This window comes from Streptomyces sp. NPDC060064 (assembly GCF_042736455.1).
Classification (GTDB): Bacteria; Actinomycetota; Actinomycetes; order Streptomycetales; family Streptomycetaceae; genus Streptomyces.
Genome location: NZ_JBHWWF010000025.1, coordinates 64,017 through 79,229, shown reverse-complemented (window position 1 = coordinate 79,229; position 15,213 = coordinate 64,017). Strand labels below are relative to the sequence as shown.

14 protein-coding genes are annotated in these 15,213 nt (G+C 68.8%); 9 read left to right on the top strand and 5 right to left on the bottom strand.

Annotation, left to right across the window (positions count from 1 at the left end; all coding sequences use genetic code 11):
* Window positions 1-29: 29 nt before the first annotated feature.
* A complete protein-coding gene (locus ACFWDI_RS27290) occupies window positions 30-863 on the bottom strand; it encodes a DUF5829 family protein (protein ID WP_385307671.1) in 834 nt (277 codons plus the stop codon).
* A gap of 359 nt (window positions 864-1,222) precedes the next feature.
* Here ACFWDI_RS27290 and ACFWDI_RS27285 point away from each other — a divergent pair, with 359 nt between their 5' ends.
* The 5 genes from ACFWDI_RS27285 (at window position 1,223) to ACFWDI_RS27265 (ending at window position 6,360) form a co-directional block, all read left to right on the top strand.
* The gene (locus tag ACFWDI_RS27285; protein WP_385307669.1) at window positions 1,223-2,026 is read left to right on the top strand and encodes a BTAD domain-containing putative transcriptional regulator; all 804 of its coding nucleotides are present in this window, start codon (window positions 1,223-1,225) and stop codon (window positions 2,024-2,026) included.
* 151 nt (window positions 2,027-2,177) lie between these two features.
* Window positions 2,178-3,179, top strand: a complete 1,002-nt coding sequence (locus ACFWDI_RS27280; protein WP_385307667.1) for a beta-ketoacyl-ACP synthase III — start codon at window positions 2,178-2,180, stop codon at window positions 3,177-3,179.
* A gap of 91 nt (window positions 3,180-3,270) precedes the next feature.
* On the top strand, window positions 3,271-3,519 hold the full coding sequence (locus ACFWDI_RS27275; protein ID WP_327327363.1) for a phosphopantetheine-binding protein: 249 nt from the start codon (window positions 3,271-3,273) through the stop codon (window positions 3,517-3,519).
* Window positions 3,516-4,739: a beta-ketoacyl-[acyl-carrier-protein] synthase family protein gene (locus ACFWDI_RS27270; RefSeq protein ID WP_385307665.1), complete on the top strand. Its 1,224-nt coding sequence runs from the start codon at window positions 3,516-3,518 to the stop codon at window positions 4,737-4,739. Before ACFWDI_RS27275 ends, ACFWDI_RS27270 begins: the two co-directional genes overlap by 4 nt.
* 46 nt (window positions 4,740-4,785) lie before the next feature.
* A complete protein-coding gene (locus tag ACFWDI_RS27265) occupies window positions 4,786-6,360 on the top strand; it encodes a GMC family oxidoreductase (protein WP_385307664.1) in 1,575 nt (524 codons plus the stop codon).
* A 174-nt stretch (window positions 6,361-6,534) separates the two neighbouring features.
* Here ACFWDI_RS27265 and ACFWDI_RS27260 read toward each other — a convergent pair whose 3' ends face one another.
* On the bottom strand, window positions 6,535-7,398 hold the full coding sequence (locus ACFWDI_RS27260; RefSeq protein ID WP_385307663.1) for a TIGR03619 family F420-dependent LLM class oxidoreductase: 864 nt from the start codon (window positions 7,396-7,398) through the stop codon (window positions 6,535-6,537).
* Between the two features lie 10 nt (window positions 7,399-7,408).
* Complete coding sequence (locus ACFWDI_RS27255) at window positions 7,409-8,374, bottom strand: proline iminopeptidase-family hydrolase (protein WP_385307662.1); 966 nt, start codon at window positions 8,372-8,374, stop codon at window positions 7,409-7,411.
* A gap of 260 nt (window positions 8,375-8,634) precedes the next feature.
* Here ACFWDI_RS27255 and ACFWDI_RS27250 point away from each other — a divergent pair, with 260 nt between their 5' ends.
* From ACFWDI_RS27250 to ACFWDI_RS27235, 4 genes are all read left to right on the top strand, one after another.
* Window positions 8,635-9,666 (top strand): methyltransferase, encoded by a 1,032-nt coding sequence (locus ACFWDI_RS27250; protein ID WP_385307660.1) that lies wholly within the window; start codon window positions 8,635-8,637, stop codon window positions 9,664-9,666.
* Window positions 9,667-9,714: 48 nt separating this feature from the next.
* Window positions 9,715-10,746: a methyltransferase gene (locus tag ACFWDI_RS27245; protein WP_385307658.1), complete on the top strand. Its 1,032-nt coding sequence runs from the start codon at window positions 9,715-9,717 to the stop codon at window positions 10,744-10,746.
* Window positions 10,747-10,835: 89 nt separating this feature from the next.
* Window positions 10,836-11,273, top strand: a complete 438-nt coding sequence (locus tag ACFWDI_RS27240; RefSeq protein ID WP_327327370.1) for a hotdog domain-containing protein — start codon at window positions 10,836-10,838, stop codon at window positions 11,271-11,273.
* 352 nt (window positions 11,274-11,625) lie between these two features.
* Window positions 11,626-12,915 (top strand): MFS transporter, encoded by a 1,290-nt coding sequence (locus ACFWDI_RS27235; RefSeq protein WP_385307656.1) that lies wholly within the window; start codon window positions 11,626-11,628, stop codon window positions 12,913-12,915.
* Window positions 12,916-12,977: 62 nt separating this feature from the next.
* On the opposite strand, the gene ACFWDI_RS27230 is transcribed toward ACFWDI_RS27235, so the two are convergent.
* Both ACFWDI_RS27230 and ACFWDI_RS27225 read right to left on the bottom strand, forming a co-directional pair.
* Complete coding sequence (locus ACFWDI_RS27230; protein ID WP_385307654.1) at window positions 12,978-14,327, bottom strand: hypothetical protein; 1,350 nt, start codon at window positions 14,325-14,327, stop codon at window positions 12,978-12,980.
* 281 nt (window positions 14,328-14,608) lie between these two features.
* On the bottom strand, window positions 14,609-15,193 hold the full coding sequence (locus tag ACFWDI_RS27225) for a hypothetical protein (RefSeq protein WP_385307652.1): 585 nt from the start codon (window positions 15,191-15,193) through the stop codon (window positions 14,609-14,611).
* Window positions 15,194-15,213: the final 20 nt, after the last annotated feature.

The following is a 15,213-nucleotide window of genomic DNA, read 5'->3' as shown; positions in this document are numbered from 1 at the left end:
CCTTTCTGGCATATCCCGCACAAGATCGCTCAGTGCGACGGAGTGAAGCTCCACCGCGCAGTTTCTGCTGATTCGATGACAAGTCGCGAGGTCTCGCCGAATCGGAATTCCCTGGGGATCGAGGATTCGTATACCTCGGGGTCCAGGCCGATCTCGATTTCCGTTACGCGTTCCAGCTGATCGCCGGTCTCCAGCCGGACGGTGAGGCCGGGACCACGCAGTTCATGTACTCCGGGAGCAGTTTCGGCCCCGGTGTAGCCGAAGACCGCGAGCGCGTCGGCGAGGCGTCGGCCGCGCTCCGCGGCAACCGAGATCGTCACGCCGGTGACGTCCCTCATCAGCCGGTTTCCCCCCGCCGGAGCCCCGAGCGCCGCGTCCAGATAGTGCTTCCGGGGCAGCGTCCCGTCCGGTGCCGGCTGGGCGCCGAGGGACTGGAAGTACTCGGGCGTCACCTCGTTGAGGAAGAGCAGCAGCGGGCTGGCCTCACCCAGGTCGACGCTGATCAGGTGGTACCAGGGCTGCTGCTCGTCCGTGCCTTCCACCGAGCGACGTACCAGGTCATGGTGGTACTTGACGTCGCCGGAGGCGTCCAGCAAGGCGCGGGCACGCTGCGCGGAGCCCGGCTCCTCGAACGAGAACACCAGGCCGCCCGTGAGAGGCGACGCGCTGGGTAGATCACTGCCGAACAGCTCGATCAAAGTGTTCTCACCGGCCACTCCGAGCGTGGAGTACTGCCCGGCGACCGAGCTTTCCGCCTCCTTGCGCTTGATCCTCCCGAAGCGCTGCGTCAGGAATCCACTCGCCGACACATCGCGATGCGCTGCCCCGTCGAGCAGCACCATGACGTGGTCGAGGCGAGGCACCGGCCTCCAGTTCGCTGCAGATCCACTCGTCAAGCGTCTGCTCCGATCCCGTCCGAATTGGCGGTCCGACGAATAGTCAATGTGCACCGCATAAACGCGGTTGTTCTCGGCGGACTCCGGAGCCAGGAGTCTTGCATCCGTTACCCCTGTAAGGCACCGGGGGAATCCCTGGGCACCCTGGGGGAGCCCCTGGGGTGCCCCCTGTACCCGCCAGAACTGCCTTGACACTCCCTCTGCCACACGACAACTATTGGCGTCTGAACAATTTGATCAACGCGAGATCGCGGTAGCCGCAAATCGGACGCCATTGCGATGCCGCCGACTGGACGCCCGACGAGTCGAATTGACTTAGGAGTGTCGTGCACATCGAAATTCTTGGCACCGTCTCCGTCACAGTGGGCGGTCACGAACGCGAAATCCGCGCGAACAAGGTACGCGCCATGTTCGCCACCCTGGCGCTGGAACCCGGACGGGCGATCTCCCATCTTGAACTGGCCGACGAGCTGTGGTCCGGTCAGCCTCTCGGCAATGTGCACAACGCACTCCAGGCGCATGCCGCGCGCTTGCGGAAAATCCTTGACGGCCCTTCTCAGGGGCGCGCGGACGGGACCGTGCTGCGCGCCGTGCACAACGGCTACGTACTGGACATCCCGCGCGAGTCCGTGGACGGCAACCGATTCCTCGACCTCGCGGCGCGGGGCTCGGCGGCCTTGCGCCGCGACCCCTACCGGGCACTCGAACTCCTGGAGTCGGGGCTGCGGTTGTGGCGCGGACCGGCCCTGCTGGACGCCGGAGACGGCCTGCGGTGCAGGGCGGCGGCCGCCCTGTTCGACGAGCGCCGGCTGACCATGTGGGAAGACCTCATCACTGCCAGACTGGCCGTCGGCGATGTCCGCCAGGCAGCCGCCGAACTGCGCCGACTCGTCGCCCAGCACCCCCTGAACGAGCACTTCTGCGCGCAGCTGATGATGGCCCTGTACCGCTCGGGACGACAGGGCGAGGCGCTGACCCTGTACCACCGCACCCGTCATCGACTGGATGAGGAACTGGGTGTACAGCCGGGCGTGCCCCTGCAACAGCGCTACGCCGAGATCCTGGCCCAGGACCCCGCGCTCACGCTGACCGGGGTCAGCCGACCGTCAGCCATCGGTCGGATCGCATGAACACGGTGAGCCTGCCGGGCATGCCCAACGTGTTGAACATGCCGAGTCGTGAGCAACCTTCTTCACCAGGATCTCGGGGGAACACGATCGTGGTCATACGCCACCTCGGCCGACCGGTGCCGGCCGTTCCTCGGCACATGGGCGACATCCAATGACCCGGGCCGCGGTACTCACCGGCATCGGCGGCTGCCTGCCGCCCCGCGCGGTGTCCAACGAGGAGATCGCCGCGGTGTCCGGTGGCTCCGACGAGTGGATACGGTCCCGGACCGGCATCCGCCAGCGGTACTTCGCCGCGCCCGGAACGGCCACCTCGGATCTCGCGGTCGGGGCCGGCGAGCAGGCGCTCAAGTCCTCGGGCGACCCATACGTGGACACCGTCGTCGTGGCGACGTCCACGCCCGACCGGCCCTGTCCGGCGACCGCGCCCACGGTGGCGACGCGGCTCGCGCTGTCCGGCGTGGCAGCGTTCGACATTTCCGCCGTGTGCACGGGATTCATCTACGGTCTCGCCAACGCCGCCGGGCTGATCGCGTCCGGCTCGTCCACCCGCGCCCTGGTCATCGGGGCGGACACGTTCTCCAGCATTCTCGACCCGACGGACAGGACGACGTCGGCGATCTTCGGTGACGGCGCGGGCGCGGTGGTGCTGCGCGCGGGGGAGCCCGACGAACCGGGCGCCATCGGCCCGTTCGACCTCGGCAGCGACGGGGAGGGCCGCGATCTCATCACCGTGCGTGCCGACGGCTCGGAGCAGCGCCTGACCGGGCTGCCCGCCGAGGCCGCGGACCGCTACTTCGCGATGGCCGGCAAGGAGGTCTTCCGGCACGCGGTACAGCGCATGGCGAAATCCTCGACCACGGCACTCGACCGGGCCGGCTGGCGCCGTTCCGACGTCGACTGGCTGGTCGCCCACCAGGCCAACGCGAGGATCCTCAACCGGCTCGCCGACGAACTCGACATCCCGCGCGAGCGCGCCGTCAGCAACATAGCCGAGGTCGGCAACACCGCGGCCGCGTCCATCCCGCTGGCCCTCCACCACGCGCATGCCACCGGGATGCTGCGCCCCGGTGACCAGATCCTGCTCACCGCTTTCGGCGGCGGTCTCACCTGGGGCTCGTCCGTACTGACGTGGCCGGAGACCGGCCTGTCGTGACACCGGCCCGGCGTGACACCGGGGGCGGTGCCACCGCCCTGGCCCGTGCGCACCACCAAAGGACAGCACCACCGGAGAAAGGGAATCCGTGATGACAGCCATGTACGACACCCTCGCCGACATTCTGGTCAACCGTTTCCAGGTCGAGCGATCGGAGATCAAACCGGACGTGACTTTCGAGGACCTGGAGATGGACTCGCTCTTCCTCGTGGAGCTGCTGCTGGTGGTGGAGAAGGAACTGGGCGTAAAGATCAGCGACGACGCCGCGTCGCCCCGCGACACCATCGGGCGGGCGGCCGAGGTGATCGAGGAGCAGGCGGCCGCGGCCAAGACGTCATGACCGTTGCTCCCGTCGCCGTCACGGGGCTCGGCCTGGTCACCGCCGCGGGCATCGGCACCGAAGCGAGCTGGCGAGGCGTGTGCGAAGCCCTGCCGACGGCCAAACGCGATCCCGCCCTCGAAGGCCTGCCGGTCGATATCTCGTACACAGTCCCGGGGTTCAGTGCGGCCAAGCTCGTCGGGCGCCGCAGTACCCTCGTGCACGACAGGTTCGTCCAACTGGCCATCGTCGCCGCGCGTGAGGCCGTTGCCGACTCCGGCCTCGACCCCAAGACGTGGGACGGCGCGCGCGTCGGCGTCGTCATGGGCTGCGGGCTCGGCGGCGTCTCGACCTGGGAGCAGCAGCACCGGACCCTGCTCTCCGAAGGGCCGGGCTCGGTCTCCGCGCTGCTGATCCCCCTGCTGGTGCCGAACATGGTCGCGGGTCATCTCGCCATGGAGTTCGGCGCCCGCGGACCCAATTTCGTCACCGCGACGGCCTGCGCCTCGGGGGCGACCGCGATCGGAGTCGCGACACAGCTGCTGCACGACGACCGCTGCGATGTGGTGATCACGGGCGGCAGCGAAGCGGGTGTGAGTCCGCTGATTGTCACCGGGTTCGCGCAGATGGGGGCTCTGTCCCGACGGCTGGACGAACCGGCCGCCGCGTCCCGCCCGTTCGACGTGGATCGTGACGGCTTCGTCATCGGCGAAGGAAGCGGCGTACTGATCCTGGAACGGGAGACGGACGCACGGGCCCGTGGGGCGCGCGTCCGCGCCAGGATCGCGGGGTACGGAGCCTCCGCCGACGCCCACCACATGACGGCCCCGGACCCGCAGGGCACCGGCGCCCGACAGGCCTTGGAGGCGGCGCTGGCCTCGGCCGACGTGTCCCCGGGCGACGTCGACCACGTCAACGCGCACGGCACCTCGACGCCGCTGAACGACGCGGCCGAGTCCAAAGTTCTGCACCAGGTGCTGGGCACGCGTGCGACGGTGACGTCCGCCAAGGGCGCGCTCGGTCACTCCCTCGGTGCAGCGGGCGCGATCGAGGCGGCGCTGACCGTGCTCACCCTGGAGAACGAGACCGTGCCACCGACGGCGAACCTGGAGAACCTGGACCCGGAAATCGAGCTGGACATCGTCGAGAAGGGCCCCCGAGCCCAGCACATCGATGTGGCAGTGAGCAACTCGTTCGGCTTCGGCGGCCAGAACGCGGTCCTGGTCTTCACCTCGGCGTAAAAGCCCCCTCACCCAAACCCGACGACCCGTCAACGGAGGTCGGCCCGTGGCCGAATCGCTCAGCAACGGTCCCTTCGACGTCATCGTCGTGGGCGCCGGTTCCGCCGGTTGTGTCGTAGCGCGACGGCTGATGGACCAGGGCGCGAACGTCCTGCTTCTGGAAGCCGGCGGCCAGGCCACCAACCCGGCCATCGACGACCCGCTGCGGTTCGGTGAGCTGTGGTTCAGCGAGCAGGACTGGGCGTACCGCACCACGCCTCAGGAGCACGCGGCCGGCCGCAGACTGCACTGGCCGCGCGGCCGGGTGCTGGGCGGGTCGAGTGCGCTCAACGCGTTGATCTACGCCCGGGGCGCGGCGCTGGACTATGACCACTGGGCCTATCTCGGCAATGACGGCTGGTCGTGGCGGGACGTGTTGCCGGTCTTCCGGACCATCGAGGACTACGACACCGGGGCGGACGAACTGCACGGCTCGGGCGGGCCGCTGCCGGTGCTCACCAAGTACCACGCCGATCCGATCCACGACGCGCTGATCCAGGCGGCGTCGGAGACCGGTATCCCCTGTCAGCCGGACTACAACTCAGGTAGCCCTGAGGGGATTTCGAAGGCCCAGTTCACCATTGCCGACGGCCGCCGGTGCAGCGCGGCCGCGGCCTATCTCGACCCGGTCGCCCACCTGCCCGGCCTTACCGTGATCACCGGGGCCCGCGTGCGGCGCGTACTCCTCGAAGGCAGCCGATGTGTCGGCGTGGAGTGGCTGCGGGAGGGGATCGTCGAGAAGGCCACCGCCCGCGCGGAGGTGGTGATCAGCGCAGGCGCGATCGAGTCGCCCCGGCTGCTGATGCTGTCCGGCATCGGCGCCGCCGCCCAGCTGCGCTCCGTGGGAATCGATGTGGTCGCCCATCTTCCGGGCGTCGGACGCAACCTGCACGACCATGTTCTGGCACCCGTCATCTTCAGCACAGAGCGCCCCGTCGGCCGGCCCTCGCCGGGCCTCGGCCCCGCCCAGACGCATCTGTTCTGGCGCAGTCGGCCGGGGCTGCCGGTGCCGGACCTCCAGCCGCTGCACTTCCCGGTCCCCATGTACCAGCCGGGGATGACAGGGCCTCCCAGTGGCTTCACCCTGCAGGCCGGGATCGTCCGGCCCACTTCCCGGGGGTCGATCCGGCTGACCGGCGCGCAACCGGAGGACGAGCTGCTCATCGACCCCGCCACACTGCGTACGGGAGCGGACGTGGACAGCCTGGTGGCCGCCACGGTGTTGTGCCGGGACATCGGACGCTCGGCGGTCCTGCGTGAGGAGTGGGGCGCCCGTGAGCTGTACCCGGGCCCCGACGTGGGCGAAGTCGTCGGCGACCCGGAACTGCGCGAATATCTGCGGCGCACGGTGACGACTTATCACCACCAGTCAGGCACCTGCAAGATGGGCGTGGACGCCGATGCCGTCGTCGATCCGCGGCTGCGGGTGTACGGCATCGACGGACTGCGGGTCGCAGACGCCTCCGTGTTCCCGGCGATCACGACGGGCAACGTCCATGCGCCTGCGCTGATGGTCGGGGAGCAGGTCTCCCGGTTCATCGCAGCCGACCACGGGACGGCCTGGGCCGCCTACGCCGCCTGAAGCGCATCGACGCCGACCGGCCTACCCGCCCAGTGCCAGGGCGTCACCGTGCCGGCCGGCGGCGCCTGCATCAACGCCGGGCTCATTGTCCCGCACCACAAACGTCCCGGTCGGCCGCTACTGGCGGGCGAGGAGGCGGACAACGCCGCCCATCGCTAGGCCCGGGAACACGCTTCAGGCCGGAGCCGCCCCGAGCTTGCTGGGCGCGTGCCGCTCCACGAACTCTTCGAGCTCCGGCACCGTCAGGTCCATGGGCGGTACGACGACGAGCCGATCCACTCCGAGTTCGGCGTACCTGCTCACCGTGGCGACGTCCAGCGGCCGGGCCGGGGCCACGGAGATCTTGAGCGGTCTGTCCTGCCGTCCGGCGCGGTCGGAGAGCTCCTTGAGCGTGCGCACCTGTTCCGCGGTGGAGCGTACGCCGACGAGATAGCCGAACCACTCGTCGCCGTGGGCGACCGCGCGCCGATGTGCCGCGGCACTGTGTCCGCCGATCGCCAGCGGCACCCGGCGCTGCAGGGGCCGCGGGCGGGCGTCGACGCACTCGAAGTCGGCATGCGAGCCGTGAAAGACGGGCTTGTCCATGTACCACAGCGCGTTGATGGCCTGGAGGTACTCATCCGCCCGTGCGCCGCGGCCGGCCATAGGGACGCCCACCGCGCTCATCTCGGGCTCCAGATAGCCGACAGCGGCCCCGAAGATCAGGCGGCCCGCGCTGACCACGTCCAGGCTGGCCAGTTGCTTGGCCAGTACCACGGGGTTGCGCTGCGGAAGGACGACGCAGCCGGTGCCCAGCCTGATCCGCTCCGTGTGGGCCGCCAGATGCGTCAGGGCCACCACGGGATCGAGCAGTGGGGTGTCCGGCTCCAGCGGCGACTCCTCGGTACGAGGGCGGGGCAGGACGACATGGTCGGCCGCCCACAGAGAGTCGTAGCCGAGCCGTTCGGCCTGCTGGGCGATGCGGGCCGAGACCGCCGGATCCGCCGCGGCGTTCATATTCATCCCGAACAGGCCAACGGTGGGGGTGGTTGATGCCATGACGGTCATGCTAACCACGCCCGACGATCGTTGCCGTTCCAGCCGTCGGGCCGCTCTGCCGTGCGAGGAACCTTTCGACCACCGTGCGAAAACGGACGGGTTCCTCGAGATGCGGCATGTGGCTCGACTCCTCGAAGAGGACCCACTCGGCCTGGGGTACGCCGCGTTGGATCTCCTCGACGGCGCGGGGCGTCACTTCGTCGTGCCGTCCCGATACGAGCAGCACGGGAACCTGCACCCGGTCGAGTCGGTCGCGGATGTCCCAGCTCCGCAGTGTTCCGGTCATGGTGAATTCACTGGGCCCCATCATGGCTTCGTACACCGTGGGATTGGTTCCCACGTACTCAAGGGTGCGACGGAGTTCACCGGGCACGGGACGGGCGCGGCACACATGACGTCCGTAGAAGGCCCGTACCGCCGCCTGATACTCCGGCGAGCCGGTGGTTCCCGCCGCCTCGTGGCGCTCGATCGGCTCCCGTACGTCCGGGGGAAGTTCACTCAGTAGCCGGGCGACTTCCTCGCGGTAGGTCCACGACGACGCGAATCCGTCGGCGACGACGATCGACCTCAGCCCCGGCGGCCGCCGGACGGCCAGCTCAAGCGCCAGCATCCCACCCCATGAGTGTCCCAGTAGGTGAAAGTCGTCTGCCATGCCCAAGTGACCGATCAGTACCTGAAGTTCGCCCACGAACAACTCGGGCGTCCAGAATTGGGCAGGGGCGTCCCCGTGGTGCTCGGAGCGCCCGTTGCCGACCTGGTCGTACAGCACGCAGGTCCGCCCCGTGCTCACGAGCTCGGCGACCGAGGTGAGGTAGTCGTGGGTCAGCCCCGGGCCGCCGTGGCAGATCACCAGCGGAGCCTGCTCGGGACCCTGGCCGGAGCCAGGGTCGGGCAAACTCACCACGCGGTACCACGTCTTGTGCCCCTGCCACTCCACCATGCCCTCGGTCACGGTTGCGCCGTCCAGTGCCGTCAAGGCTGCCTCCACGTCCTCGGATGTTCCGGGCCCCGCACCATCGGCGGGTGGGCATACGTGGCGCATCGTCGCCGCGCCTACTGACAGCTCGCTGACGCCGGGCTGACCGCTCGGCCGGACCGGGGCGGGAGCCCGGCGCGGTCAGCAATCGGTCAGTCACCCGTCAGCCCACAGGGCCAGGCTGATCCGTGACCGGTGACAGGCAGCCCTCGCGCGCCGGGTCACGCGACCACAGTGCGATGCCGTATGGAGGCAGACCCTTGAGCGATGCGCAACCGACCCAGGCCACGGAGATCGCAGCGGCAGTCAGGCAGGTCCTCGGCGACTCGCTCGGCTACCTCTACCCCGCCGCACTGCGCGTGGCCCTGCGTAACGACATCGCCGACCACCTCACCGACGGCCCCAAGACGGCCCAGCAACTCGCCGAACTCACCGGCGTACACGGCCCCTTCCTCCACCGGGTACTGCGTTTCCTGGCAACCCGCGGCATCTTCAGGGAAGACCAGTCCTCGGCCTTCCACCTCACTCCCGCCGCACATGTCCTGCGCGCCGACACCCCCTACTCCGTACGTTCCACGGCCCTGCTGCTGACCGATGAGATGTACTGGCAGTCGACCGGACGCCTCGAGGACACCGTCCGCGAGGGCAGCACCGTCTTCAACGACATCTTCGGCGCCCCCCTCTTCGACTATCTCGACCAGAACGAGGAGAGCGCAGGGACCTTCCATACCGGCATCGCCGATCTGTCGACCATCGAGCAGGGCGGCATCGCGGGGAGTTACGACTTCCCGGAGACCGGGAAGATCGTCGACGTCGGCGGCGGCCCCGGCGGCTTCCTGCGCACGGTGCTTGCCAACAACCCCGGCTTGCAGGGCGTGTTGTACGAGCAGGACGCGGTGCTCCAGCAGCATCAGCTCGACGACGAGGCGATCGAGGGCCGTTGGGAGACGGCCGAGGGGAACTTCTTCGACGTCGCGCCCACCGGCGGCGACATCTACGTCCTCAAGCGCGTTCTGCACGACTGGAGCGACGACGACAGCCTTCGGATTCTTCAGGCCGTCCGGAAGGCCATGTCCGACCAGGCCCGCCTCCTGGTCATCGACGCCGTGGTGCCGCCTGGCAACGATCCGCACCCGGCCAAGCTGTACGACGTGGCGATGATGACGATCTTCGACGGCAAGGAGCGCACCGAGCCGGAGTTCAAGGAACTCCTCGGTGCCGCCGGCCTCCGGCTGGTCCGGGTCGTCCCCACTCCGGGGACGGTGTCAATCATCGAAGCGGTGACGGCCTGAGCGGCCGACAGCCAACTGCTCATGAACAAGACACAGGGAGACGAACCCTTGAGCGATGCGCAACCGGCCCAGGCCACGGAGATCGCAGCGGCAGTCAGGCAGGTCCTCGGCGACTCGCTCGGCTACCTCTACCCCGCCGCACTGCGCGTGGCCCTGCGTAACGACATCGCCGACCACCTCACCGACGGCCCCAAGACAGCTCAGCAACTCGCCGAACTCACCGGCGTACACGGCCCCTTCCTCCATCGCGTACTGCGTTTCCTGGCAACCCGCGGCATCTTCAGGGAGGACCAGTCCTCGGCCTTCCACCTCACTCCCGCCGCACATGTCCTGCGCGCCGACACCCCCTACTCCGTACGCTCCACGGCCCTGCTGTTCACGGATGAGATGTACTGGCAGTCAGCCGGACGCCTCGAGGACACTGTCCGCGACGGCAGCACCGTCTTCAACGACATCTTCGGCGCCCCCCTCTTCGACTACATCCAGGGCGAAGGGGAGCGCGAGCGGCTCTTCAGCGATGCGATGGACACCATGTCCATGACGGAGCAGAGCGGCATCGTCGCCAGCTACGACTTCCCTGAGACGGGAACGGTCGTCGATCTCGCCGGCGGTCTGGGCGGCTTCCTGCGCACCCTGCTCACCAAGAACCCCGGTCTGCACGGCGTCCTTTTCGAACGTGAATCTGTCCTCCAGCGGCACAAGTTGGACGACGCCGCGATCGAGGGGCGCTGGAAGACCGCGGTGGGGGACTTCTTCGAGGCCGTACCGCCCGGTGCGGACTTCTATGTCCTCAAGCGCATCGTCCACGACAAGAGTGACGCCGACAGCCTGCGCATTCTGCGAACCGTACGCGGCGCCATGACCGAGCGGTCGCGCCTCCTGATCGTCGACGCGGTGCGCCCGCACGCGGACATCTCGCCGTCCGTCACCATCTCCGACATGTTGATGCTGACCGTGTTCGAGGGACGAGAACGCACCGAGCAGGAACTGGAGGAGCTGCTCGCCGCCGCTGACCTCAAGTCGCTCAAGGTCATCTCCACGCCGGGAGCACTGTCCATCGTGGAGGTCGCTCCGGTCTGACCTGGAAGTGGCTGATTCTCCCTGCCGAGGATGATCCCCACTGTTACCGTCCAGAATTCGGCTCGTCCCAGCACACCTCGGAGGCAGGCATGACCCAGCACGAGACGACCGTGGAGCGCGGCATCGTCGAACCCGGCTACACGCACTTCGACGAGCTCGATTCGATGGGCTTCGTGCACAACGCCCGCTACATGGTGCTGGTGGAACGGGCGTTGACCACATTCTGGGCACGCAAGGGATTCGCGTTCACCGACGGGAAGTACACCCACCCCGACGTGTTCCTGGCTGTGGCGGAGTTCTCGATCAGTTACCGGGCACCCATTCGCGGCACCGGTGAGATCGGCATCCACCTCTGGATAGACAAACTCTCCGACTCCAGCGCGGTGTACGGATTCCGCGTACTGTCCGCGGACGGCGGCGTCGTGCATGCCGAGGGGCAGCGAGTGCACATCCGGCTCGACCCCAAGACGCTGCGCCCCACGTCATGGAGCCCTGCCTTCCACGAGGTTGCAGAGACCCTGCTCTGATCGTCGGCCGCCGGGCGCCCTGGTACGCGGGCTGATCAGCGGTGGAGATGTCGCATTACGGCCCCGGGCTTGTCGGCCCGGGGCCGTAGGCATGTCCACGATGCGCCATCGGGACGGTGTCAACGCCGTGTCAGCGTCCGGTCAGCCGCCCGGACCAAACTGTCCGTATTCACACGTCGCACCAACGGCACCGCTGTCGGCCAGGTCTACGGCAGGGGGCCGCGATGCGCGCCGTATCGCCCGTTCGAACGCTTCCAGCAGGGTCCTGGGCGACTCGAGACGCCCGGTCACGTGGTGATCGGCCGTGCCGGCTCATAGGACCGGGCATACGCCACCCGACCGAAAGGCCACGATGATCCCTGAAGCCCGGTCCGCCCCTGCCACCACCCCTCCGCCGGACACGCTCGCCGAACCGGTCACGCGGGTCGGCCGAAGGTTCGTGGGCGGCATCGCGCTCGTCAGTCTGGGCATGTGGACCGCGTTGTACACCCCGATTCAGGTACTGCTCGCCCAGCAGCTGGAGACGATCGACCCGGGCCACAAGGAGTCGGCACTCGGTCTGGTCACCGGGCTCGGCGCGGTGATAGCACTGGTCGCCACCCCGATCGCGGGCGCCCTGTCGGACCGCACCACCTCGCGTTTCGGCCGCCGCAGGCCCTGGCTGGCCGGCGGCGCGCTGGGCACAGCGCTGGGCCTGGGGATCCTGGCCCCGCAGACCACGGTGACAGGCGTCGCGCTCGGCTGGTGCCTGGTGCAGCTGTCGCTCAGCGCGATGCTCGCAGGCCTGGTCGCCGAGGTGCCCGACCATGTCCCGATCGCGCAGCGTGCCGTCGTGAGCGCGTGGGTGGGAGCCACTCAGCCCCTGGCCGTCGTGCTCGGTACGGTCCTGGTGACCGTCGCTGTGAGCGGACCCCACAGCGGATACCCCCTGGTCGCCGCCGTCGTGGTCCTGTTCGCCGTGCCGTTCGTGTCGTCGGTCAAGGACGCCCGGCTGCCGGGCTCCGCGGTGCCCGCCGTGGGCTTGTCGCGATTCCTGGCCGGGTTCTGGATCAGCCCTCGTCGCCACCGCGACTTCGCCCTTGCGTGGCTGACGCGACTGCTCGTACAGCTCGGCAACGCCACAGGAACGCTGTACCTGCTCTACTTCCTGCGCGACGAGGTGCACTACGAACAGCGGTTTCCCGGGCGCGAGGCCGAACAGGGGCTGCTGACTCTCGTCGTCCTCTACACCGTCGGCATCGTGCTCACTGCGTTCATCGGCGGTCTGGTGTCCGACCGGCTCGGCCGGCGCAAGTCGCTGGTCACGGCGTCCGGTGTGGTGATCGCGCTCGGCTCGGCTTTGCTGGCGATCTGGCCGACATGGCCGACCGCGCTGGTGGCCGCGAGCCTGATGGGCCTCGGTTACGGCGTCTACGTCTCGGTGGACCAGGCGCTGATCACCCAAGTGCTGCCCACCGCGGGCGACCGAGGACGGGATCTCGGTGTCATCAACATCGCGAACTCCATCCCGCACGTGCTGGCACCGGCCATCGCCGCCGTACTGGTCACTCACCTCGGAGGCTACCCGGCGCTCTTCGCGTTCACCGCCGCCCTCACGCTGTTCGGCGCTGTCCTGGTGCAACGGATCCGGAGCGTGCCCTGACGGCAGCAGGACCGGACCTCGAGCGCCGGGGTGACGACCCACGCCCGGGCCGACGCCTTCCGTCATTCGACGCCCCGGGGCAGGGATGACTCAGCACCGAACGCCTGGAGTTCGATGCACGGCTCGTCGGTCGTCGGGCAATGCGCGGTGACGTGGACACGGTGCACGCCGTCGACGGGGATGATGGGCACCGAGATGTCGTTCACGGAACCGTCGGCGGTTGGAGTGATCCGCGCCAGCGGTAATGGGGCAGGGGAATCGAGCGCGAGCTCTATCCAGGCACCGCCACCCGATGGCCCCGCGAGCCTGGCGTGGGCGAGCGTGTCCCTGCTGGAGAAATCGACACGGTCGTAGCGCAGGAGGGAGGAGCTTCCCAGGACACGGGTGCCCGCGCCGGAGCCGGCAGTTGTCCCGCGCTGGAACGTGTACGCATCAGCAGGGACGCGGTCTTTGGCGCGGAACGTGGGGGGAGCCGGTGCTGCGGGCGACGGAGGGTCGTCGGGCGCAGGCGAGGACCGGGACGCGGACGGCGGATGCCCCTGGGCCCCGCGCTGCTGATCGCAAGCGGCCAGCGCGCCCGTGCCCACGCCGACGCCGGCCAGGAAGCCGATGACCGCGACAGCGGCTCGGGAACGACGAAGGACCCGCGGGGACGCTGCCCCCGCTCCTGCCCGGTGACGCGGGGCGGTGGCCGCCGGTGCCCGGCGCACGCTCGAGCGCTGTGCTTGGGTTTCGACCCGGGCTCGCTCCATCAGCCTCGTCAGGAACGGCGGATCGTCCAGTGGCACGGGGATGACCGCTTTCGCACGCAGGTACTCCTGACCCGTCCACCACCCCAACAGTCGTACGGGCAGCTGCGCTTCCAGCTGTCCGTCGAGCCGGGACACATCCTTGAAGACATCCATGCATGCCGGACAGACGCGGAGATGGTCCGCGACCTCCTCGGTCGGCAGCGCCTCGGGCCGCAGGGCCAGCCGCTTGATCACCTCCCTGCAGTCCTGACGCTCCAGCCGCTCGAGATACAGGTCTGTACGGGCCTGGCGCAGCGCGCTTCTGGCTTGGTCACACCGGTCCTTGACCGCACGGCGGTCCAGCCCTGTGATGCGGGCCGTCGACGCGGGATCGTCCCGGTCCACCACCGAGTGCCACAGCAGACACTGTGGGGTGGCCGGGAGGCGCTGGAACGCGAGAGCCAGCTGGCCGTCCTCTCCCCAGGGCCACCGGCCGCCCGCCGCGACCCAGGCCCGGAAGTCCGGCGACAGCGCTTCGCGCGCCCGATGCCAGCTGGTGATCGCCGTGCTGCGAACATTGCCCAGTAACTGGGGTCGCAGGCAGCCCGGATAACGTTGTCCGACGAAGCCCTCGCCGGACACCATCCGTTGCAGCAGTTGCGCGAAGACTTGTGATGTCACCTCGTGCGCATGCAGTGGACCCGGCATGCATTGGGAGGCGTAAGCCTGAACGGCGGCGTAGTGGCGGCGATAAAGATGCCGAAAGAGTTCGACTCGGCCTTTGCGTACCGCATGAATCAGAGCAGCATCGGAAAGAGGCTGCCGTGCCGGCCGCGAACCCAAGACCACATGCATGGAGGAACCTTCCACTCAAATCCGGTGTGACAGCCATGGGTGACGGCCCTCATGGCGTCACCGGCCTGCCGGCCGACGTCTTACTCCCGAGCCGTATTCCGGGGAGCTCAGCCGGAGGTGAATCCGGTGATGCTGACGCAGGAATTGCCCGTGGTGCAGCACGCCGTGAGATACACCGTGTGGACACCGACGGTGGGACGCACGGCCGCATGCACCCAACGTGGCGAACCCGCTTCGGGGATGGGGATCGTGGCCACCGCCGGAGCGTCAGGCCGGTCGAGGCGGACGGCGATCTCCGCGCCGGGCGGGCCGTGGGCCATGAGGCCGAGCGTGATGTCGGTTCTGGCGTCGGCTCGGGCCTCCAGCGCCCGGTACGCCTCGCGCGGAGCGGTGCGGGACAGCTCCGCGAAAGCCCCGAATTCCTGCACGGACAGCGGCCATATGTCCCCTGCCGCCGCCCAGTTGCGGAATTCGTCCGCCATGTCCCACGGCGCCGGCGCGTGGTTCCACTCGCGCAGCGCCGGCGTGCGCGCGGTGATCAGGAAGCAGGTGTGGAGACAGGTGACGACGGCGGGCCAGTGACGCACCACGACGGTCTGAAATGCTGCCGTACTGCCGTGTCGTACCAGCTGTCCGATCTCCGCGTCGCTGAAGCGCTGATGGAGGTGGTGCGTGAGGACACTTCGGACCATCGGGTCCCCCGTGATGTGGT